This is a genomic window from Pseudarthrobacter sp. NPDC059871 (assembly GCF_042731175.1).
GTDB lineage: Bacteria > Actinomycetota > Actinomycetes > Actinomycetales > Micrococcaceae > Arthrobacter.
Window position 1 is genome coordinate 165,394 of the sequence record NZ_JBHWJV010000011.1, and the last position, 18,102, is coordinate 183,495.

Below are 18,102 nucleotides of genomic sequence, written 5' to 3' on the forward strand. Positions count from 1 at the left end.
TGTGCCCTAACCGTGTTCCTCACTCATGACCGCACCCCCGCGCGCCCGGCTAGGGTGAGGCTATGCGACCGTCGACGGGATATGCACTCTCATCGATGCTGCTGGCCGGTTCACTGCTGACCGGTTGCGGGAATGTTTCCTGCGACACGATGATGCGGTACAGCACCCTGGAGCTGGACTTCACCATGTTTCCCCGAACCGCGGGTCTCGAATATGAGGTGACGTGCCTGGACCGGTCCGATCAGGATGCCTGCACCCAATACCAGGCAGGACACCGCTACAGTGCGGCGATGCACATGTCCGTGGCCATGCAGATCGGCGTCCGTGCCGTGCGGCTGACGGTCTACGACACTGCGTCCCAGGCGGTCGTGGCCTACAAAACACTGGACCCTATCCCTTGGGATCCCCCGGTGAAGGATGGCCCGCGCGGCTCGCCCTCGAAGGCCGTGTGGAAGTTCTAAGCGGACACAGTGTTCTCTGCCATAGTGGTGTCACCGGATACCGAGAAGGGGCGATTGATGGGTGCATGGGGCTTCTTGCCGTTTGAGAACGACGACGCGATGGACTGGCTCGACGAGCTCGACGGCGGGGATGCCGACGTCGTCCGCAGGGCAATCACTAGGGTAGGGGATGGCTATGTGGACGCCCCGGTAGGCAGTGTCGCTGTGGCGGCCGCCGAGGTCATCGCCGCCAGTCAGGGGACACCGGCGGGAAACCTCCCGGAGAACGTCGCCGACTGGGTGACTGCTCACGGGCGGGGGATCACCGCCGAAGACGTGGAGTTCGCCCTGGAAGCTGTCCAACGGGTCGCGGGGGAGGAGTCCGAGCTGGCTGAACTTTGGGACGACGCCGACGAACCCGAATGGCACGATTCCGTCGACGACCTGGCCGAGCGACTGCGCGCTGCCCTGCGGTAGCTGGTCGTGGAACTGGCTGACCGAGCTACTCCATGTGTGGATTATCGAAGCGTATTTCCGACTCTGAATCAGGAAGCCGGCGCCGCGGAGAGGAATCGACCTTGAAGCTGTCCAGTTCGAATATTTCGTCTTCCTTGTCCAGCACGATGGCAATCGCGCATGGGAACCCGTCCTCATCCTTGAACCAGCCTTCCGACAAAGTCCGGCCGAACATCCGGTCCGGCTTTATCGTTTCAAACGAAAGGCTACCCATTCCGCCGTCGTCCATTTCAGTGACCCGCAAGGATGCCACGTCGACGTCCGTCCACTTCTGCTCGTATGCGTGGGCAAGCAAAGTCCGCATTATCAACGCTTCACCAGGCAGCAGGCTTCTAGGACTCATCCCGGGATTCTAGTCCTTGCTGGTGACCCACCACGGGGCCGACCCTCCCGCCAGCCGGGGACCTTCTCGTTGAGCCGGGTTTCTTTGGTCTCGGCGAGGCGGCCGGCCCGGTCGTCGATGCGCTGGGTATGCAGCCAGACGCCCAGGGTCCGTTCTTCCTGGTCGTCGGTCTTCTGGTGCCGCGGCAGCTGGTTGCCGGCGGCCAACCAGGCGGCCACCTCGTTCAGGCGCCGGTCCCAGCGGGCGGTGTCGTCGGCGTGCTTCGTGGGTGGGGTCCGCCAGTCGGGAATCTCGTCCAGCGCCGCAGCGTAGTCGGGGGAGGGGTGCCTGCCGCGGCGTCCTCCCGGCGGCGGGCCAGCCAGATCGCCAGTGCCCGTTCCCTGGGTGTGCGTTTGGTGGGCAGGCGTCCCTCGGCCCGGTAGAGGGCCAGGACATCGTCCAGGTTCCGCCGGCCGGCGGCGGTGACGCGGGTCGTGGGCCGCGCGGCTGCCCGGTGGGCGGATCGAAGGCGGGATCCTGTTTGGCGGCGATGGCCAGATACCGGACCGTGGTCTCAGCAACGCGCGCGGCGGCGGCGATCGTTGAGGTCGGGGTGCCCTGGCGGTACATCTGTACCCACTCCGGGTCGGGGGCCGGGCGCTTGGTCTGGGTCATGGCGAGCGTGTTGGTTGGGCCGTGAACAGGGCCTGGATGTCTTCGCTGGCACCGCTGAGCTCTTCGCCGGCGTCGAGCGTGACCGTGCCGCGGACGCACCATTCTTCGGGAAAGGAGGGATCCTGGAGCGTGAAGCCCAGCTTGACGTGGCTTCCGGTGTGGCGCGCCACCAGCAGGAAGTCGTGTTCCATCGACTCGTAGGTCCGTTCCCCGTCCCAGCCACGCCAGTCCTCGGCCAGGTCGACGAAGAACAGCACCAGGTCATCGAAACCGCTCACGTAATGGGATGCCACTTCGCGACCGGCTGTGAGGCCCCCGAGTTCCACGGCAACCAGCATGCTGAACGGTACGCCGTTGGTTCCGCGTTGCACGTCGGTGAAGATGAAGCGCTCAGGAGAACCCCCGACCTCAACTCTGTCCATCGTCTGCTTCATTGGGGGTGGCGTGGGTGGTGGTTTCTGCTTCCTGCTCGGCCAGAAGGCCCATCGCACGCAGTTGCAGACGGCTCGGCGGACGTGGTGGTGTCGGCGGTCGGAGCCGGACACGGTGCCAGTCCAGCGTCTCGACGTCAGCGGCGGCGCGCAGGGCATCGATGAGCTTCTTGCTGCCGAACACCCTGGTGCCCATCAGGTCGTAGTCAGTCCACAGGAGCCACGCCCGGTCCTCGGGCCACCACAGCTCCGGGCTGAACTCCTGCTGTCCGCCGGCCAGCATGGCGGACAGCATGGTTGGCAGATCGAAGGAGAACACCCGGATGGATTCGGCCTCGAAGATGTTGGCGATGGGTGAAAACCTGCCGAGCATTCGGGTCGAGCCGGTATGCGCTGCCAGGACGGGAACGAGCGCCTCTAAATCAGCTTTCCCCAGAGAGCCTTCCGTTGGCCAGAACGAATCTTGGGGTGTCACGCCGGGAGGCATGAGCACATAGTCGGCGGCGCTATCGTTCAGCAGGGCCGACCAGCAGTAGGCGGGCGGAATCTCAAAGCCGTCGTCGCCGGCGGGCCCCTGCAGCTGGACACCTTTGTCGGCGGCTGATTCTGCCCAGTTGATCCGCTGCCATCCATCGGGTGCGTGGGCGCCGAAGCCGAAGCCTGGAAGACGGTCACTATCTTCTGGCTCGGGAGCGACATCGGCCGGCCGGAAGAACTGGGCGTGAAGTATCCAGGTGCTGTGCGAAAAACCATCGGGAAGCCGGTCGCCAAGAAGATCTGCCAGGGATCCATCGCCAAAGAAGCCCTCGCCCAGCCATGCCAGTTCCGGGCCAGCCAAACCCTCCCAAGACCACCCTTCGGGCAGTACCTGCAGCTCCTCTGATTCCCCCATGGAATGAGCCTACCGGCGGTCGTAACTGGACGAGGGCCTTCCAGGGCGTCCTTCCATGGCTACGAGGGATGCGACGGGATCCGATGGCGGGGCGTCACGGGATTCGGTCGCCGGCGGCCGGCGGGACTTGGCCAGCACAACCAGCAGCGTCAGGACGGTAACCGTCCAGGCGATCCCGGTGAGCAGCACCAGGCTGATTCCCGCTAAGGGGTGCATGGCCAAAGTCTAAGACCGGGGGACCTCAGGGATTCGGCGCAACCCCGGTTGAGTACGTATTGCTGTGATCCGGGTCCGTTGACACGGTGGCCCGGATGGGAGTAGGACAGCCATTGACGGCCCAACCCCGGGCCGCCGCAAAGGTTGAGTCGCGCTGTTCGGGTCGGCCGCAGCCACCGCGGCGGGCCGACCGAACAACCCGGCACGCTTCATAGGAGCAGCATTATGACTGTTGCGCACATCCTGCACCGCGTCGCCGACTACGACGCATGGCGGAAACTCTACGATTCCGTGGGTGACATGCAGAAGGAAGGCGGAGTGACTGAGCACTCGGTCCACCGGATGGTCGATGACCCCGACAATGTCCTCGTTATCCACCACTTTGCCGACCTGGACACTGCCCGCGCGTTCTTCGGAAGGGCTGACCTGAAGGAGGCCATGGAACGGGGCGGGGTACAGGGCCAACCACGCGTCGAACTCTTCGAATAGCGCAGGGGCCGGACACGGGAAAGGGTGCGCCCCGTTCGCTGAGTGCACCCTTTTCGCTTCCCCTCGCCGGATCCCCATCCGTGAACCCATCATAAGCATGCTTAGGGTTTCGTTCGCAAGGCATTGCTTATTCGTAGCGGAAGCGCCACCAATACGTCATCGCGCCTGGATCGAATGACGGATGAGTGCGAGGGCAGCTGGCATATCTCACCGGGAATGTGAGTCAATGGTTCCGACCTCGCTCAAGGTGCGCTGGCTCCGGATGACCGCACCCAAACGGAGAGGGTGGCAGCCTGTTCAAGCCAGGCCGAGTCCGGAGGCCCTGCCACGGCAGGGCCTCAAGCCTCCGAATGACAGCCCAGATCAGGGAGCATCAGGGGATTCTTCGCCGGTTGCCTCGAGACGAGCGATAAGGCCCTCCATCCGTCGCCGCCGACGCGGTATCCATACAGGAAATCCGACGGCCAAACCGGCAAAGAACAGCGTGCAGATAACCCACAGCCACGGCAGTTTGGGGTTCTCAAAGGTCAGGAAGACCCCCATTGCCGCGAACGCCCCGAAAAGGATTGGCCCCAACCAGGCCATGACCCGTTCCTGATCAATAGTCCGTATCAATTCGGGCACCCAAAGCTCCGCCGTGGCGCCCTCCGGCAGACGACCGGACGAGGCTGCCGCCCGGAACCTGCTGGCGGTGGGGTAACCGGCCGGCTTCTCGGCCTCACGGGCATGCTGCCGGCGAATGAACCACAAGGCCCCGGCGGCCACCACCAGACCCATCCCAGAAGTGACAAGAAGACGGGCCGGCTCAAGCTCCTTGCCGGTCAGCACGGCCTGGCCCAGCATGATAACCGTGTAGGCGGCCGCGATCAGCAGGAAGAGCACCCATTTAGGCAATCTGGACAGTATCTGCACTTCCATGCCTCCAACCCGGTAGCGGTTAGGCCTTTGCTGCAACCCTAGAGCCGGTGGCGCAGCTTGCCCAGAGCACTAAAGTTGGGCACATCCGGATTTCGGTCGGGCGAAGAAAATGCAGTTCGCTACGTTGGGGGATGGCATGAAGACGCTGCGACTGATCAAGCGGCTGAGCACAGAGCTGCCACAGCCGGCCCGGTCCCTGTGGCTGTCCATCGTTCCGATACTTGCCCTGGGCTTCGTTTTCCTGGCCATCACCAGCCAACCCTGGGCGGTCAGGATCGCTATGGCCCTGGCGGGAGCCTCGCTGGGCCTGTTCGGCCTGTGCGTCTTCCGGGACGTCAATGGGACAGTCACAACCTGGAACCGGCTCTACAAGGAGAGCCGCGGCATAGCCCTTGAGAACTTCACGTTCGCCGACGTCCCCACGCTCAAAGGGCTGGGCTTCCTGTACATCGTGATGGGTCTCTTTTGGATCGCCGGCTCGTTGTTCGCTCGCTGACCCGGTGAGGGCCGGGCAGCTAGGCTGGCGGCTCTTGCCCGTCAGCCTTTCCTGCCGGCGGCTTCCTGGACTGCGCGACGGCCAAGTTGACCACGTGCCCCAGAAACAAGGCCCCAGGCGCTGCGGTGAGGAAGAGCAGCGGTTCGGGAAGGAGTAGCCTCAGGACGGTGAAGCCCAGCATGGAGGCCACAAACCAGAAAAATACCTTGGCGGAGGTTGGCCACCTCTTCATCGGGCGGCCTCCAGCTTCGCGAGGCGCTCGGCGATGCGGCTGCCGGCCCGACGGGACTTGGGTGTGCTGTTCAGCCATCTCTTCAGCACGGCGATCTCCTCGTCCTTTTTGCCGAGTTTCCGGTGCACGATGGCCGCCTGTTCCGTGTACCAGGGTGCTGGCTTCGGCCGTCCCTGCCGCGTTCGGCGGCCTCGATCGCCTTGTAGCAAAGGACCAGGGCCTCGTTGAGCCGGCCGTCGCGCTTCAGCTGCTTGATCGGCTCCACGAGCTCCAGGTAGTGGACCCCGTCGACCATGCCGCGCCGGAACGACTGCGCCCTGGACCCACCCTCTTCCAATGCCTCCCGGACCATCTCGGTCTTCTGGGTGTGGGAGTCGTTGATCCGCCCCTGGCTGGTCAGTGCCGGCGGATTCTGCCGCGAGTAGGTCCACTCCGGCTCGCCCCACCCATCCAGATGTACGCCTTGGCCAGCAGCTTCTTGCCGGCCGCGACGTGCAGCTGGTAAGGGACGGGGTGGCTGGCCCCGATCGGCAAGGGGAAGTCCTTCGCGGCGTACGACGGCAAGCAGCCCACCTTTTCGCCATCAACCAACACGGCGATAGCTTGCCGATCAACAGGGTTTCCGGGATCCCGCTGCAGCTTGGCCTGGCCCTCGAAATAGCCCAGCTCGCCAATCCCCTCCCGGTCGGCCAGGGCGGCGACGGCGTCAGCGGCGAACGTGGTCGTGCCGGCCACCTCCAGGCACGAGTTGAAATCGAAGGAGACCTTCAGCGTCCTGGATGGCTGATTCTGCGATGCCTGTTCCGGGGCTGTCTGAGGGATGGCCGTCTTGCCCCCCATTGCTCCCCGAAGCCACGAACCAATACCCACCGAATCCCCCTTTGACCGGAACCGCGGGTCGCGCCCGCGGGCATGACTCTACCCAAGCGCTGCCGTCATCGGCTGCCGTGACAGGTCACTCTTCTCCGCAGTTAGGGCAAGCACCAACCAGGGGCCGCTCCATGAAGCACGACACGCAGACGGCGCCTCGTCTGCCAAAAGCACTATTACTGGGGGAGCCAGAGCCGTTCGACATCTCGGCGCATGTCAGGCACGCAGGAAGAGTCCGCATCTGATCCTCCGACGCCCGGTACGGTGCGGGACCGAGCAGCGAACCGTCACCGTTGCGTTCGAAGTGCGAGCAATCCTCGTGGTGCCTCCGTCGCGGAGGTGCACCTGTCGGCTGGCCATCAAGGTGAACCGGATCCTTGACCCAGATGAGACCCGGATACTCCACGTTCTCGTTCACGTCACCACCATAATCTCCGATCGTGGTCAGCGGCATTGCTGAACCGCGGGGGTGGCCTCTGCTCGTGCAGACTGGACCCATGGACGGATCTGCGGACAAGCTGCTTTTCACCCCGGAGGAACTGTCGGAAGGGTTCACCTACCCCCGCGGTCTGCTCCGGCTGGTCGAGCTGCAGCTCTTCGAACTCGAACCGTGGTGGATCCTGACCGGAGATCATCTGCGCGCCCTGCGGGCCGGCTTGCGGAAGCGGTACGTGACGCGGCACCTGGTGCTGTTCGCCAAACGCCAGGACAACGACGACTGCGTCTGCTTCGACCTGGACACCGGCAAGATTGCCCTGGTGCACGACTGGGCCTCACCGGGATGGGAAGCCAGGGGAGAATTCGACGACTTCAACGCCTGGCTGCACTCCGCCATCGACGACCTGATCGAGTTCTGAGAATCGGACTGTTTGGCAAGGCAGCTTCGCCGCCGGCGGGCAGCGGGTGCGGCGCATCCTCACACATGGCGGCCATGACCGCGATTCCTTCCCTCGTGTCCATCGTCCACTCCTTCGACTTCCTGCTGCCCGAGGACCGCTACGTCCGGACGCCCGAAGCCCGGGCCAACCTCCCCAAGGGCACCATCACCATCGACGCCGACGACTGCCACGGCGTAGCGGACGGGAACGGGAGCTTCCACGACGTTGGCCTGGGTGGGACGTATCCGGCCGACCAGCGCGCCATCCTGCCCGACTACATCATCGCCGGCCCCGGCCTGCCAACCCTGGTCCCCGGCGGCGGGGCAATTCTGGCGGGCCAGCATCCAGTGGACGATGTGCGCTACGAGTTCTACGCGATTGACACCGCCGGCGAGCTGTTCCGGTGGACGGGCCTCGACGACCTTTTAAACGGTTCGCTTGGGAGACCGCGGGACAGGAAGGGGAGGCGACTCAGGTCGTCCCAATCACCGCCTGGCAGTAACGTCCGCTGACGGCCAGGACCGTCTCACGAACTATACGACGAGCTCTCCGGCGCCAGGGAAGCCAAAGAGCGGCCCGGCATGAAAGCCCTGATGGACTACGCGCGCAAGTGGGACGAGATCTACTTCTGGCGGCTGGACCGGATCGGCCGCTCCGTGATCGATGTGCTGAACACCGTCAACGATTTCACCGTCCGGGGCATCAAGCTGTACGCAATCACGGACAATTTGGACCCGACCAGCGTCCAGGGCCGGATGCAGCTGGCGATGATGGCGACCTTGGCCGATTACGAGTGGGAGCTCATCAGTGAGCGGGTGCGGGCCGGCGTCATCAGCGCCCAGAAGCGGGGTGTCCGGTTTGGGCTGGCGCCGTGAAAGAGTCCATCGCCAGAGACCGGGTCTACACGGCCAGGGAGCTGATGGCGCAGGGCAAAACCGCCGAGCACGCCGCGAAGACCGTCGGCTGGTCCAAGGTCACCCTCTACCGGTACATGGAGACTTACGACGGGGCGCCGGCTCCCAGGGATGCTGTCCGGCCGAAGCGGCCATCGGGCCGGTCCCAGTACGTGGAGAAGGCGACACTGCCGCCACGGGACCCAACTTCGCGAGGCTGCCACCCGGACGTTGTCGGGGTCCTCAGCGGGATACGCGTTCGCGAATGATCCGATCCAACTCGTCGTCGTCCGGGCATGGCTGGTCGTCGAACGGGCAGGTACCCGACCCGGGTTCTGTGCCATGGCTGATGCAGACTTCAACGCACATCGTGCAGAAGACGTCGGCCGACATGGCGATCTCGGCCTCGGTGTCTTCGTGGCCGCAGACGGCTTTGCGCCAGTCCATATCCCGGCAGCAGACCAGATGTGCCACTTCGTCGGGGTTCTCGACGATCCGGTGCTTCGCCTCCCAAGCCGGCACATGGACCAACTTCAGGGAACCACCGTCTTCAAGAGGTGCCTGGGTGTCTGTGCTGGTTTCGGTCATGAATCCCCCATGGTCGTGTGCAAGCAGAATACTGTCCGGGAGCGATCGCCGGCGGAGGCTAGGCTGGATCAACGAATCTTTGGGGGATGAATGATCCGTATCTTGAGGCTTGCCGCTGCCGGTGCCTTGGTGCTTGCCGTGTCGTCATGCGCGGCGCCCTCCATTGAGGAGATCGGCCGGAACGCCATCCGTGAGAAAGCTGCCGAGGGGAAAGACTGGTTCACAAGATTCACGGCAGCCACGGACACGACCGACAGGGCGCTGGTCGATTCCAAGCTGAACGGACCGCTGTTCGGCCACTACGCCCACGGCTGGGACGCTGACGACGGCTTCTACACCCTGCACTATTACCGGGACCACATCACGACCAGCGGCGGGTGGTGGGGCAAACAGCGCACCGTCAGCGGCTGCGTCCGGTTCGAACGGGAGTCGGGTTCGGTGATTGCGACATCCGTTACCTGCCCGGCCGGACCGCCGTACTCCAATTACACCGATGAGTGGGTGGTCGTGGCATGAGCGTGACGGGCGGTAAAGAGTGGGCACAGGCTGACGCGGGAGTGGCCCGTGCCGGGCACTCACCTAGGCTGGCTGGGCTTGCCAACGGAGCTCGTACGGGCGCTAGAGGTCCTGGGGGATCACCACACCAGCCTTCAGAAGTGTCTGGACCGGCGTCGGCCAGGCCGATCAGCTCCGGGGCGTTCTCGTTCTCGTCTGCGTCAACATTGATGCCCTGCTTCTGGAACTCGGCGTACAGCGCCTCGAGGACGCAATCCGCGGCGGCGGCGTTCTGTGGTGGCTCGTAGCCTTCGGAATCCCGGGCATGACGTCCTCTGTGTAGGCGGATGAGTCTCGGATGTGGAGCTTTCTTAAGGGCTTCCGTGATGGCCCTTACCCTTCGCCCAGGTGTCTCTGCCTTCGAACGAGCAGGACATGATCCGGGTCGAATGCGCCGAGGGCCCGTTCATGGTCAGCGATACGCCTGATCTGCTGGCGAGGAGGTCGCTTCAGGGGCTACGAACGTGCTGACAAGACCCATCGGAGGGTGCTTCTCAAGGGTGAACCGAAGCGTCGCATGAGTGCAGACCTGGGTTGCATCCGAGCCATTAACGAAATCGATGGACGACCCGATGTTAACGAGGACGACGGCGGGACTCATCCTCCCGCCGTCGTAAGCCGTACGGCTTTCTCCCCAGAATTGTTGGCGCCGCGCTCAGCCTTCATGCCTGGAGTGCTCGCCCAAACGGTGCCATGAACGGTTGTGGTAGACCAGTGCGTCGCCGGGTTCGCCCGCTTGCACCTCGCGCATCACGCGGGACTCCAGGGCGTGAACGGCGATGATGGTGGAGGTCCCCACCTCCATGCGGTTGATGACGGCGCAGCGCACCCAGGCGCGGACGTCGTCATATACCGCTTCGCCTGTTGCAAGGGCTGACCAGCGGTGCGTCTGGTCAAAGCGGTCGACGCCAGGGGTCGCTCCAAACTTCGCCAAGTCGACGTCGTGCGCGTCCAGCAGGTGCACGACGACGGTTTCGGCGCGTGAAAGCACCTCGGACGCAGAGGACAGTGCCGAGACCGAGAAAATCAGCAACGGAGGTTCCGCACTCACTGACACGACCGACGATACCGTCAGCGCCACGGGTCCTTCGCCGGCATCAGCCGTGATGACGGCGACGCCTCCCGGGTGGCCACGGAACAGTGCTTTGAAGTCGTCGGCCGAAAGGGAGGACGGGAAGCTTTGCTTCGGAGCCTCGACCCAAGTGTCTGGGGGGTAGGCGTGAAACATGGTTATGACACCTGGGGGACGGAGCGGGTGAGTTCCTCGCGAATGATGTTCGTTCCTGCGCTGAGGGCACTCAGTTTGGCAAGTGAGACGTCGCGGGGGAACGGTGCCATGCCGCAGTTGGAGCTGGGGATGAGCTTGTCCGCATCGACGAACTGCAGGGCCTTGCGGAGGGTGTCGGCGACTTCCTCCGGCGTCTCGATGGTCTCGCTTGCGACGTCGATTGCCCCGAGCATAACCTTTTTGCCGCGGAGGAGCTCGATGAGGTCCATGGGCACGTGGGAGTTCTGGGATTCCAGCGAGATGATGTCGATGCTGGAGCTCTGCAGCAGCGGGAATGTTTCCTCGTACTGCCGCCACTGTGAGCCGAGCGTCGCCTTCCAGTCAGTATTCGCCTTGATCCCGTAGCCGTAGCAGATATGCACGGCGGTCTCCGCACGCAGCCCCTCTGCCGCCCGCTCCAGCGCAGCCACGCCCCAGTCCTTGACCTCATCGAGGAAGACATTGAACGCGGGCTCGTCGAACTGGATGATGTCCACCCCTGCCGCCTCCAGCTCTTTCGCCTCCTGGTTCAGGATCGTGGCGAACTCCCAAGCCAGCTTCTCGCGGCTCTTGTAGTGGTCATCAAAGAGCGTGTCCACCATGGTCATTGGACCGGGGAGAGTCCATTTGATCGGCCGGTCGGTGGTTGCGCGGAGGAACTTCGCGTCGTCGACGAATACCGGCTGCTCGCGGCGCACCGCTCCGACGACGGTGGGCACGCTCGCGTCGTAGCGATCGCGGATGCGCACGGTTTTGCGCTGTTCAAAGTCGACCCCGGTCAGATGCTCGATGAAGGTGGTGACGAAGTGCTGGCGGGTTTGCTCGCCGTCGCTGACGATGTCGATGCCGCGTCGGGTCTGTTCGTGGATGGCAATGCGCAGCGCATCCTGCTTGCCCTCGATCAGTTCATCTCCCTCAAGCTTCCAGGGGGACCAAAGCGTCTCCGGCTGTGCGAGCCACGATGGTTTCGGCAGGCTTCCAACAACGGTGGTGGGCAAAAGTGTGTTCATGATTGGCGATTCTCCGTTGGTCAGTTAAACGAGAGCGGGGTATTTGGCGGTCCACTGGTCCAACAGGTCCTTGTGGGGCGTGATGAAGTGCTCCTCCGTGTACTTCGCCTGCGTGATCGCGAGCTGACTGCGCTCGACGCGGTCGTAAGCGATCTGGGTGCGCGAGTAATCCTGCTCTCCCAGGTTTGGCTGGTAGACGACGGCGGCGGCGGAGTTCGCGTTGTAGACCTCCGGGCGGTAGATCTTCTGGAACGTTTCCATGGTGCTGATCGTGCCGATGAGCTGCAGGTTGGAGTAGTCGTTGAGCAGGTCGCCGCGGAAATAGAAGGCGAGCGGCGCAACGCTGCCGCGTGGCATGAAGTAACGAACCTGCAGCCCCATCTTTGCGAAATACGCGTCCGTCAGCGAGAAGTCGTCCTGCTGGTACTCGACGCCCAGGACCGGGTGACGGTTCTCCGTTTGCCGGTACGTCTTGCTCGTGGAGACGCTGATACACACCACTGGCGGCTGCGGGAAGCGCTCCTGGCACGCTGGGGAATCGAGGAATTGCTGGAAGAGTTTGCCGTGCAGATCGCCGAAGTCCTCGGGAACGGTGGGCTTGCCTGACTCAGCTCCTGCCGCTGGCAGTACGACGCTGAAGTCGAAGTCACGGACGTAGGAGGAGAAGTTGTTCCCCACGATCCCTTGGTGGCGGACCCCGTTCAGCTGGTCGACGATCTGGATGTCGAGAACCTCAAACAGGGGGAACTGCTGATCCGTACCTTCCGCTGTGAACTCTATCTGCACGGAAACGATCTCAAGCTCGAGCGTGTAACGGTCCCGGTCCGGGTTGTCCCAGCTTGCGAGATCGTTGAAGCGGCGCCGAATCATGGTCAAGGCGTTCCGGAGGTTCTCCTGGCGATGATCGCCCCGTGCCAGGTTGGCGAAATTCGTCGTGATCCGGGAGCCTTCCGACGGGGAGTAGTCCTCGTTGAAAGGGGTGGTGGTGATGCTGAACGTGAAGTCGTCTGCCATGTGCTGCCAATCCGTTGATGATGGGCCGGAGACGGCCTTCCAGAAGGGGATGTATCTATAGTGCAATTTTCCCGGGGGTATCAAGTAACTCGTGGTTGCTATGCATTCATATAGACTTTTCCTATGCCTCAGCTTTCGAGCGGACTGACCCTGCAGCAGCTTCGCTACTTCATAGACGTTGCAGCTGAGGGGTCAATCTCCGCTGCTGCCGAACTTCTGTACGTGGCGCAGCCGACAATGTCCGCAGCAATGAAGGACCTTGAGGCCCGGGTGGGCCGTTCGCTCCTGGTCCGCTCCGCCCGCGGGGTCACCCTCACCGCCGACGGGGCAGAGTTCCTCGGCTATGCGAGGCAGGTCGTCGAGCAGTTCGCCCTCCTTGAGCAGCGCTACCTTGGCAGGCCACCGACGCGACGTCTGCTCGGGGTGTCAACGCAGCACTACTCGTTCGCGGTGGACGCCTTCGTCCGGATGGTCAAGGCCACTGAGGTGGCCGAGTACGAGTTTTCGCTGCGGGAGTCCCGTACCTGGGACATCATCGAGGATGTCCGGACGCTCCGCAGCGAGATAGGCATCCTCTACCGGAACGATTTCAACCGGAAGGTCATCGACAAGCTGCTCCGGGAATCCGGGCTCGCGTTCACTCCGCTTTTCCTCGCCGATCCGCACATTTTTGTTTCACGGAACAACCCCCTCGCCTCAAAAGAGCGTGCGACTCTCGCCGATCTCGCCGGCATGCCGCGGCTAACCTTCGATCAAGGGGCGAACAACTCCTTTTACTTCGCCGAGGAGATTCTCTCCACCTTGTCCAGCAAGCAGGAGATCCGGGTCTCCGACCGTGCGACGATCTTCAACCTCATGATCGGGCTCCACGGCTACACAATCTCGACGGGCATCATCAGCGGGCAGCTCGACCCGGAGATCGTCGCCATCCCGCTCGACGTTGACGAACGCATCGAGATCGGCTGGATCGGCCACGCTTCGATTCCGCTTACTGACCAAGCGCAGCGCTACCTCAGGGAATTGCGGGCCGTCGTCGCTGAGTTCGGCGTAGCGCTACTCGACTGAATGCAGTTGAGCAGGCGGGTCTTCACCCTTCAGTGATTGACGTAGTTGTTGCAGCCGAGTGGTTTTGCTGGTGTCACTCCGTACCTATCGCAAGCATGTGGCGGGCACAACATGCACGCTTAGCTCCTGCGGGCGATGGCCGCCGTTAGCGTGGAACCTTTCGAAGCAACACAGAAGGGCCGTTCATATCATTCGCTCCATCGCCCCGGCCCTGACAGCTGCGGCCGCCCTGCTCCTGGTTGGTCCACTTAGTGGCTGTGACATTGCCGCCCGCGCCATTGACGGCGTCGGATCTCCTCCCAGCAACTACGCTGCTCAGCCGGCAGGCGGTGGCACCGCCCGTGAAGCAGCCCAAGCTCTTGATCAGCTGGCGAGCATCCCGGTCAAGGGCCGCGCACCCAAGACCGGCTACACCCGCGATGAGTTCGGACCTGCATGGGCCGATACAGACCACAACGGTTGCGATACCCGCAATGACATCCTGGCCCGCGACCTGAGCGGCGCAACGTTCAAGGCGGACACCCACTACTGCGTCGTCATGACGGGCACCCTGGGGGATAAGTACACCGGCACCTCTATCAACTTCGTCCGCGGCCAGGGCACCAGCTCAGACGTTCAGATCGATCACATCGTTGCACTCAGCGACGCCTGGCAGAAGGGCGCTCAGCAATTGAGTGCAGATCAGCGCAAGGAACTCGCCAACGACCCCCTAAACCTCATGGCAGCCGACGGCCCCACCAACAGCGCCAAAGGCGACAAAGACGCTGCAACATGGCTGCCACCAAACAAGGCTTTCCGGTGCGAATATGTTGCGCGCCAGACAGCGGTTAAGGGCAAATACACTCTCTGGGTCACCCAGTCAGAGCACGACGCCATGGCCGGCATCCTGAAGGGCTGTCAATAAGCGGGTTGCAACAAGTCGCAATAGTCAGGTTGGCTACTCAAGACGACTACGAATTTCCTGTACTGGATCGGGGACCCAGACATGGCAGACCGCCTGAAGTTTCACCGTTGATTGGCTGGAGAACGCGACCGACCCGTCGTGAAGTGTGGGGGACCGTCCTCATCATGGCAGCGGCTGCCTGCGCTTGGGCGTACCAAGTCATCGACGAAGAATACCGGGCTGGTGCCAGGGAGAAGCTGCTCCTCTACGTGGGATTCCCTGGGTACTCCATTGCTTTTTGGTTTCTGGTGGTGGCAATCCTATGCGGGGCTGTCGGGCTATCCGTGCTACTGCCGGCGTTGATCGGCCGCATCCCAAGAAAGGTCCCGCGGCGGGTCGCAGGCTGGGCCGCGGGCGTCGCTGGTGTCGCCTGCGTGCCGTACTTCGGCCTCATGCTTCTTTTCGCCGGCCTTGGCGCGTTCGGGGTCAGCAACACCATGAAGATCACGGCAGCCGACGGGCAGTCAGTCCTTGTCACACAGGACGGTTTCGACGGTGATGCCGTCGACATCTACACCGAATACGATGCCTACCACTACAAGTGGATCCGCAGCGCACCCGAATTCTCCGGAGGGCCACGGGTGAAAGATCAGCACTGCCAACTGAACGATGCCATCACCGGCCTGCAACTCACCTGTGGGGTCCACACCTTGGTTCTGGACTCGACCAAGAAGTGACAGGAAACGGCCCATGGGAACCTCGAAGCCAGGGAGGCGGCTGTACCGATCGGCACTGAAGGGTTGCTCAACCCCTGTCCCGGCGTTGGCCGCGGCTATAGCCGGACACATAGAATGCTAATGCTGTCCCCGATAGAAAGACCCTCGTGAAGCAGAGTATTTTCGCCCGCGTCGCCCAGCTCGCCAAGGCCAACCTGAACGCCCTCCTGGACTCCGCCGAGGATCCCCAGAAGATGCTGGACCAGATGGTCCGCGACTACTCGAACAACATCCGCGAGGCCGAGGCTGCGATCGCGCAGACGATCGGCAACCTCCGGATGGCTGAGGACGACCACAACCGGGCCGTGAACGACGCCAACTCCTGGGGCAACAAGGCCATCGCTGCGTCCCGCAAGGCCGACGAGTTCCGGGCTGCCGGCAACAGCGGCGATGCGGACAAGTTCGATGCCCTTGCCCGGCTTGCTCTTCAGCGGCAGATGGCCGCCGAAACCACCGCCCAGGCCCAGGCGCCTGGCCTGGCTGCGCAGAACGAGGTCGTCGACAAACTCAAGAGCGGCCTGGACCAGATGCGTGGCAAGCTCAGGGAGCTGACGGCCAAGCGCAACGAGCTCGTCAACCGGGCGCGGGTCGCCGCCACCCAGACCCAGGTCAACGACGCCCTCAAGGCCATTGACACTGGCGACCCCACGTCGGCCATTGGCCGGTACGAGGAGAACATCCGCCGCCAGGAAGCCACCGTCCGCGGCCAGCAGGAACTCGCCGCCTCATCGCTGGACGCCCAGTTCGCCTCCCTCGAAGACCTCGGCGAACAGACCGAAGTGGAAGCCCGCCTCGCCGCACTCAAATCCATGGACCGGAAAGCCATCGACGGCTAGAGGAAAGCATCAGGTTACTGAAGCTTCTCCTAGAGAGGGCGTCAGTCAGCTGAGTAAGGTTGGCCTGGTGGTGAGGAACCGGCCCGACCTCCGCAGCCGCTTTGCCGAAGAGCTGTCGACGCACGGTCTTCCTCTCTTCGTTGCCACGTGCCCTTGAACGCCCACGCTGCTTCTGGGCGGATTGCCGACCCAAAAAAGTGCACGGCTGTTCGCCCCTTGCTGGCTATCCCGTCGTGCCGTTCCGGCGAGAATTCAGTTTCAGGCGCAACCTGGCAACGATCGCAGGCAGGCGCTCGAAAAGCTCTGGGGTCGACAGCTCGAAGATTGCTTGGGCAATTAGGTCCCGGTCATTGGCATCGAACCTGATGTCATCCAGTGAATGGACCGTTTCGGCCCATTCCTCGAGGGAGGCATCGTCGAGGTCTCCGGCGACGTAGCGTTCTAACACGTGCTGGATGTGGTGGACTGTGAGGATGACTGGCCTGACGCCAGTTCGGTTGCTGCCGGCAGTGCTGCTCCGTACGTCGGAGGCGGGCTGTCTCAACGCCACCAGATCCTTCAGGGCCGCTTCACGGCGGCCCATCCTCCTCCGCCGCACGAGGACTCCGGTCATCCTGTACAGGAAATAGAGGATGAGGAGGGCTGACATGGCTCCTACTATCGTGGCGGCCGGCCGTCCGATGACAGGACCACTTTCACAGAAGCTTTCCCCGTAGCCGGGCACGTAATCGACGCAGCGGCCAACCTCCATGAGGGACCACGGGAGCACAAAGAGCGTCACCACAAGAATGCCGACGGCCCAGGGCCAAGCTTCGCTCCAAGGCCACGACGGCTCTTTGTTCTGGTTCACCCTCTTATGTCCAAGGTGGGGTTGGCTCCCCTTCTACCGGAGGTCCAGCGAACTATTGCCCAGATTGCCGCCCAGAGCAGAAGGACGGGCATTAGGGTTTCCGTGCCATGAGGGGCCATCCCGAGTAACGCCAGAACGTTGAAAAGCGTAAAGACTGCGACAATCGTCCCGATGATGGCGCCGAGCCAGGCACGTGCGCTCATCGCTCGTCTCCGCTGGTGAACCCGACCTGGCTCTTCTGCTCCCGCCGCCCGTCCGCTTGGAGGATGCCGTCACGGACAGCGGCGCGGATGACACTGTAGAGGACGTAGAAGAAGACGGCCGCAATGACCACAGTGAGGACCAGGCTGTCGAGGGGCATCATGCTGGTCCTTCCTCGGGCCAATACTTTTGCACGTTGGTGGCGGCCTCCCGCAGCTCTGTGCCGTCCAGGACGACGGAGGTCTCCGTGAGCCCAAAGTCGAGCCACTGTGCCAGGAGACGCAGATCTCCGGCGGGAGGCAGGGGCCATATCCACAGGTTGCCCGTTCCGGTCAGTTCATCCTCCCCACCGCCACCGCCACCATTGTTCAGGACGATCGTTGGAGGCTCTGGTTGTTTCTCGTTGCCTCGGAATCCGTAGGGGCTATGAAGCCCACTGCTGGCCTTGGACCCGTCGGGGAGCTCGATGCCGAACATCAGGCCCGTCGTTCGGGTCTGGCCGCGGAGAGGGCCGGGGCCGAACTGGAAGAACATGGAGTGCAGGGCAGACCAGTCCTCGTCGTCCTGCTCTCCGCGCCGGATGAGCCAGGACAAGCTGACGGAGCAGCCCGTGGAGAACACTTCCGCACTGCGAACAGCCATGACAAGGCTCGGACTGCGGTGCAGAAACCTGCCCAAGTGCACGGCCGCGGGCAGCTCGTACGGGGGTGGACTCATCCACGGAGGCGGTTCGTGCCGGGGTGGCCGCGGCCGGGGCTCGGAAGGGGGAATGGGGAAGCTCTGGAAAAA

At 63.3% G+C, this 18,102-nt stretch carries 27 protein-coding genes and 1 pseudogene; 13 read left to right on the forward strand and 15 right to left on the reverse strand.

What is annotated here, in order from left to right:
• Positions 1 to 62 precede the first annotated feature (62 nt).
• Both ACFV4R_RS15840 and ACFV4R_RS15845 read left to right on the forward strand, forming a co-directional pair.
• Positions 63 to 461, forward strand: a complete 399-nt coding sequence (locus ACFV4R_RS15840; protein ID WP_377203319.1) for a hypothetical protein — start codon at positions 63 to 65, stop codon at positions 459 to 461.
• 57 nt (positions 462 to 518) lie between these two features.
• Positions 519 to 917, forward strand: coding sequence for a DUF4259 domain-containing protein (locus ACFV4R_RS15845; RefSeq protein ID WP_377203320.1), 399 nt, complete (start codon positions 519 to 521; stop codon positions 915 to 917).
• Between the two features lie 25 nt (positions 918 to 942).
• Here the strand turns inward: ACFV4R_RS15845 and ACFV4R_RS15850 are convergent, their stop codons facing one another.
• The 5 genes from ACFV4R_RS15850 to ACFV4R_RS15870 all read right to left on the reverse strand — a co-directional run bounded on the left by ACFV4R_RS15850 (position 943) and on the right by ACFV4R_RS15870 (position 3,492).
• Entirely contained in the window at positions 943 to 1,299 is a 357-nt protein-coding gene (locus ACFV4R_RS15850; RefSeq protein WP_377203321.1) for a DUF6984 family protein, read from the reverse strand.
• Complete coding sequence (locus ACFV4R_RS15855) at positions 1,296 to 1,517, reverse strand: hypothetical protein (protein ID WP_377203322.1); 222 nt, start codon at positions 1,515 to 1,517, stop codon at positions 1,296 to 1,298. Before ACFV4R_RS15855 ends, ACFV4R_RS15850 begins: the two co-directional genes overlap by 4 nt.
• Positions 1,518 to 1,949: 432 nt before the next feature.
• A complete protein-coding gene (locus ACFV4R_RS15860; RefSeq protein WP_377203323.1) occupies positions 1,950 to 2,375 on the reverse strand; it encodes a DUF6228 family protein in 426 nt (141 codons plus the stop codon).
• Complete coding sequence (locus ACFV4R_RS15865) at positions 2,362 to 3,276, reverse strand: hypothetical protein (RefSeq protein ID WP_377203324.1); 915 nt, start codon at positions 3,274 to 3,276, stop codon at positions 2,362 to 2,364. The genes ACFV4R_RS15860 and ACFV4R_RS15865 overlap by 14 nt, the downstream gene beginning before the upstream one ends.
• A gap of 9 nt (positions 3,277 to 3,285) precedes the next feature.
• Positions 3,286 to 3,492: a hypothetical protein gene (locus ACFV4R_RS15870; RefSeq protein ID WP_377203325.1), complete on the reverse strand. Its 207-nt coding sequence runs from the start codon at positions 3,490 to 3,492 to the stop codon at positions 3,286 to 3,288.
• Positions 3,493 to 3,717: 225 nt separating this feature from the next.
• On the opposite strand from ACFV4R_RS15870, the gene ACFV4R_RS15875 reads away from it, so the two are divergent.
• Positions 3,718 to 3,981, forward strand: coding sequence for a hypothetical protein (locus tag ACFV4R_RS15875; protein WP_377203326.1), 264 nt, complete (start codon positions 3,718 to 3,720; stop codon positions 3,979 to 3,981).
• Positions 3,982 to 4,344: 363 nt separating this feature from the next.
• Here ACFV4R_RS15875 and ACFV4R_RS15880 read toward each other — a convergent pair whose 3' ends face one another.
• Positions 4,345 to 4,899 (reverse strand): hypothetical protein, encoded by a 555-nt coding sequence (locus ACFV4R_RS15880; RefSeq protein WP_377203327.1) that lies wholly within the window; start codon positions 4,897 to 4,899, stop codon positions 4,345 to 4,347.
• A gap of 136 nt (positions 4,900 to 5,035) precedes the next feature.
• Between ACFV4R_RS15880 and ACFV4R_RS15885 the strand changes: the two genes are divergently transcribed.
• Positions 5,036 to 5,395 (forward strand): hypothetical protein, encoded by a 360-nt coding sequence (locus ACFV4R_RS15885; RefSeq protein WP_377203328.1) that lies wholly within the window; start codon positions 5,036 to 5,038, stop codon positions 5,393 to 5,395.
• Between the two features lie 228 nt (positions 5,396 to 5,623).
• Here ACFV4R_RS15885 and ACFV4R_RS15890 read toward each other — a convergent pair whose 3' ends face one another.
• Positions 5,624 to 5,755: a hypothetical protein gene (locus ACFV4R_RS15890; RefSeq protein ID WP_377203330.1), complete on the reverse strand. Its 132-nt coding sequence runs from the start codon at positions 5,753 to 5,755 to the stop codon at positions 5,624 to 5,626.
• 268 nt (positions 5,756 to 6,023) lie between these two features.
• Positions 6,024 to 6,467 carry a hypothetical protein gene (locus ACFV4R_RS15895; protein WP_377203331.1) on the reverse strand — a complete coding sequence of 148 codons (444 nt, stop codon included), beginning with the start codon at positions 6,465 to 6,467 and terminating at the stop codon, positions 6,024 to 6,026.
• Positions 6,468 to 6,994: 527 nt separating this feature from the next.
• Here ACFV4R_RS15895 and ACFV4R_RS15900 point away from each other — a divergent pair.
• The 4 genes and pseudogenes from ACFV4R_RS15900 (at position 6,995) to ACFV4R_RS15915 (ending at position 8,537) form a co-directional block, all read left to right on the forward strand.
• Complete coding sequence (locus ACFV4R_RS15900) at positions 6,995 to 7,354, forward strand: hypothetical protein (RefSeq protein WP_377203332.1); 360 nt, start codon at positions 6,995 to 6,997, stop codon at positions 7,352 to 7,354.
• A gap of 74 nt (positions 7,355 to 7,428) precedes the next feature.
• A complete protein-coding gene (locus tag ACFV4R_RS15905; RefSeq protein ID WP_377203333.1) occupies positions 7,429 to 7,887 on the forward strand; it encodes a hypothetical protein in 459 nt (152 codons plus the stop codon).
• Between the two features lie 36 nt (positions 7,888 to 7,923).
• Positions 7,924 to 8,250 (forward strand): annotated as a pseudogene (locus ACFV4R_RS15910) (recombinase family protein); the annotation flags it as partial.
• On the forward strand, positions 8,247 to 8,537 hold the full coding sequence (locus tag ACFV4R_RS15915) for a hypothetical protein (RefSeq protein ID WP_377203334.1): 291 nt from the start codon (positions 8,247 to 8,249) through the stop codon (positions 8,535 to 8,537). The pseudogene ACFV4R_RS15910 and the gene ACFV4R_RS15915, both read left to right, overlap by 4 nt.
• Here the strand turns inward: ACFV4R_RS15915 and ACFV4R_RS15920 are convergent.
• Complete coding sequence (locus tag ACFV4R_RS15920) at positions 8,512 to 8,856, reverse strand: hypothetical protein (RefSeq protein WP_377203335.1); 345 nt, start codon at positions 8,854 to 8,856, stop codon at positions 8,512 to 8,514. The genes ACFV4R_RS15915 and ACFV4R_RS15920 overlap by 26 nt on opposite strands.
• Positions 8,857 to 8,946: 90 nt before the next feature.
• Between ACFV4R_RS15920 and ACFV4R_RS15925 the strand changes: the two genes are divergently transcribed.
• Complete coding sequence (locus tag ACFV4R_RS15925; protein WP_377203336.1) at positions 8,947 to 9,372, forward strand: hypothetical protein; 426 nt, start codon at positions 8,947 to 8,949, stop codon at positions 9,370 to 9,372.
• Positions 9,373 to 10,066: 694 nt separating this feature from the next.
• Here the strand turns inward: ACFV4R_RS15925 and ACFV4R_RS15930 are convergent.
• Genes ACFV4R_RS15930 through ACFV4R_RS15940 form a run of 3 tightly spaced genes read right to left on the reverse strand, consistent with a single transcriptional unit; the run spans position 10,067 to position 12,702 of the window.
• Positions 10,067 to 10,639, reverse strand: a complete 573-nt coding sequence (locus ACFV4R_RS15930) for a flavin reductase family protein (protein ID WP_377203337.1) — start codon at positions 10,637 to 10,639, stop codon at positions 10,067 to 10,069.
• 2 nt (positions 10,640 to 10,641) lie between these two features.
• Entirely contained in the window at positions 10,642 to 11,688 is a 1,047-nt protein-coding gene (locus ACFV4R_RS15935) for a methionine synthase (protein WP_377203338.1), read from the reverse strand.
• 24 nt (positions 11,689 to 11,712) lie between these two features.
• Positions 11,713 to 12,702 (reverse strand): DUF1852 domain-containing protein, encoded by a 990-nt coding sequence (locus ACFV4R_RS15940; protein ID WP_377203339.1) that lies wholly within the window; start codon positions 12,700 to 12,702, stop codon positions 11,713 to 11,715.
• Between the two features lie 123 nt (positions 12,703 to 12,825).
• Between ACFV4R_RS15940 and ACFV4R_RS15945 the strand changes: the two genes are divergently transcribed.
• From ACFV4R_RS15945 to ACFV4R_RS15960, 4 genes are all read left to right on the forward strand, one after another.
• Positions 12,826 to 13,767: a LysR family transcriptional regulator gene (locus ACFV4R_RS15945; protein ID WP_377203340.1), complete on the forward strand. Its 942-nt coding sequence runs from the start codon at positions 12,826 to 12,828 to the stop codon at positions 13,765 to 13,767.
• 70 nt (positions 13,768 to 13,837) lie between these two features.
• Positions 13,838 to 14,671, forward strand: coding sequence for an HNH endonuclease family protein (locus ACFV4R_RS15950; protein WP_377203341.1), 834 nt, complete (start codon positions 13,838 to 13,840; stop codon positions 14,669 to 14,671).
• A 164-nt stretch (positions 14,672 to 14,835) separates the two neighbouring features.
• Entirely contained in the window at positions 14,836 to 15,387 is a 552-nt protein-coding gene (locus ACFV4R_RS15955) for a hypothetical protein (RefSeq protein ID WP_377203342.1), read from the forward strand.
• Positions 15,388 to 15,533: 146 nt separating this feature from the next.
• On the forward strand, positions 15,534 to 16,262 hold the full coding sequence (locus ACFV4R_RS15960) for a PspA/IM30 family protein (RefSeq protein ID WP_377203343.1): 729 nt from the start codon (positions 15,534 to 15,536) through the stop codon (positions 16,260 to 16,262).
• A 223-nt stretch (positions 16,263 to 16,485) separates the two neighbouring features.
• On the opposite strand, the gene ACFV4R_RS15965 is transcribed toward ACFV4R_RS15960, so the two are convergent.
• From ACFV4R_RS15965 to ACFV4R_RS15975, 3 genes are all read right to left on the reverse strand, one after another.
• Entirely contained in the window at positions 16,486 to 17,112 is a 627-nt protein-coding gene (locus ACFV4R_RS15965) for a hypothetical protein (protein WP_377203344.1), read from the reverse strand.
• A gap of 199 nt (positions 17,113 to 17,311) precedes the next feature.
• Positions 17,312 to 17,473 (reverse strand): hypothetical protein, encoded by a 162-nt coding sequence (locus ACFV4R_RS15970; protein WP_377203345.1) that lies wholly within the window; start codon positions 17,471 to 17,473, stop codon positions 17,312 to 17,314.
• Positions 17,473 to 17,955 (reverse strand): hypothetical protein, encoded by a 483-nt coding sequence (locus ACFV4R_RS15975; protein WP_377203346.1) that lies wholly within the window; start codon positions 17,953 to 17,955, stop codon positions 17,473 to 17,475. The genes ACFV4R_RS15970 and ACFV4R_RS15975 overlap by 1 nt, the downstream gene beginning before the upstream one ends.
• Between the last annotated feature and the right edge of the window lie 147 nt (positions 17,956 to 18,102).

Bases quoted from the DNA above. Each gene is read 5' to 3' on its own strand.
- ACFV4R_RS15930 (WP_377203337.1), bottom strand. From the start codon at position 10,639: ATGTTTCACGCCTACCCCCCAGACACTTGGGTCGAGGCTCCGAAGCAA.
- ACFV4R_RS15840 (WP_377203319.1), top strand. From the start codon at position 63: ATGCGACCGTCGACGGGATATGCACTCTCATCGATGCTGCTGGCCGGT.
- ACFV4R_RS15975 (WP_377203346.1), bottom strand. From the start codon at position 17,955: ATGGCTGTTCGCAGTGCGGAAGTGTTCTCCACGGGCTGCTCCGTCAGC.
- ACFV4R_RS15935 (WP_377203338.1), bottom strand. From the start codon at position 11,688: ATGAACACACTTTTGCCCACCACCGTTGTTGGAAGCCTGCCGAAACCA.
- ACFV4R_RS15845 (WP_377203320.1), top strand. From the start codon at position 519: ATGGGTGCATGGGGCTTCTTGCCGTTTGAGAACGACGACGCGATGGAC.
- ACFV4R_RS15865 (WP_377203324.1), bottom strand. From the start codon at position 3,276: ATGGGGGAATCAGAGGAGCTGCAGGTACTGCCCGAAGGGTGGTCTTGG.
- ACFV4R_RS15875 (WP_377203326.1), top strand. From the start codon at position 3,718: ATGACTGTTGCGCACATCCTGCACCGCGTCGCCGACTACGACGCATGG.
- ACFV4R_RS15895 (WP_377203331.1), bottom strand. From the start codon at position 6,467: ATGGGGGGCAAGACGGCCATCCCTCAGACAGCCCCGGAACAGGCATCG.
- ACFV4R_RS15905 (WP_377203333.1), top strand. From the start codon at position 7,429: ATGACCGCGATTCCTTCCCTCGTGTCCATCGTCCACTCCTTCGACTTC.
- ACFV4R_RS15920 (WP_377203335.1), bottom strand. From the start codon at position 8,856: ATGACCGAAACCAGCACAGACACCCAGGCACCTCTTGAAGACGGTGGT.
- ACFV4R_RS15870 (WP_377203325.1), bottom strand. From the start codon at position 3,492: ATGCACCCCTTAGCGGGAATCAGCCTGGTGCTGCTCACCGGGATCGCC.
- ACFV4R_RS15970 (WP_377203345.1), bottom strand. From the start codon at position 17,473: ATGCCCCTCGACAGCCTGGTCCTCACTGTGGTCATTGCGGCCGTCTTC.
- ACFV4R_RS15945 (WP_377203340.1), top strand. From the start codon at position 12,826: ATGCCTCAGCTTTCGAGCGGACTGACCCTGCAGCAGCTTCGCTACTTC.
- ACFV4R_RS15925 (WP_377203336.1), top strand. From the start codon at position 8,947: ATGATCCGTATCTTGAGGCTTGCCGCTGCCGGTGCCTTGGTGCTTGCC.
- ACFV4R_RS15900 (WP_377203332.1), top strand. From the start codon at position 6,995: ATGGACGGATCTGCGGACAAGCTGCTTTTCACCCCGGAGGAACTGTCG.
- ACFV4R_RS15860 (WP_377203323.1), bottom strand. From the start codon at position 2,375: ATGGACAGAGTTGAGGTCGGGGGTTCTCCTGAGCGCTTCATCTTCACC.
- ACFV4R_RS15850 (WP_377203321.1), bottom strand. From the start codon at position 1,299: ATGAGTCCTAGAAGCCTGCTGCCTGGTGAAGCGTTGATAATGCGGACT.
- ACFV4R_RS15955 (WP_377203342.1), top strand. From the start codon at position 14,836: ATGGCAGCGGCTGCCTGCGCTTGGGCGTACCAAGTCATCGACGAAGAA.
- ACFV4R_RS15940 (WP_377203339.1), bottom strand. From the start codon at position 12,702: ATGGCAGACGACTTCACGTTCAGCATCACCACCACCCCTTTCAACGAG.
- ACFV4R_RS15885 (WP_377203328.1), top strand. From the start codon at position 5,036: ATGAAGACGCTGCGACTGATCAAGCGGCTGAGCACAGAGCTGCCACAG.
- ACFV4R_RS15880 (WP_377203327.1), bottom strand. From the start codon at position 4,899: ATGGAAGTGCAGATACTGTCCAGATTGCCTAAATGGGTGCTCTTCCTG.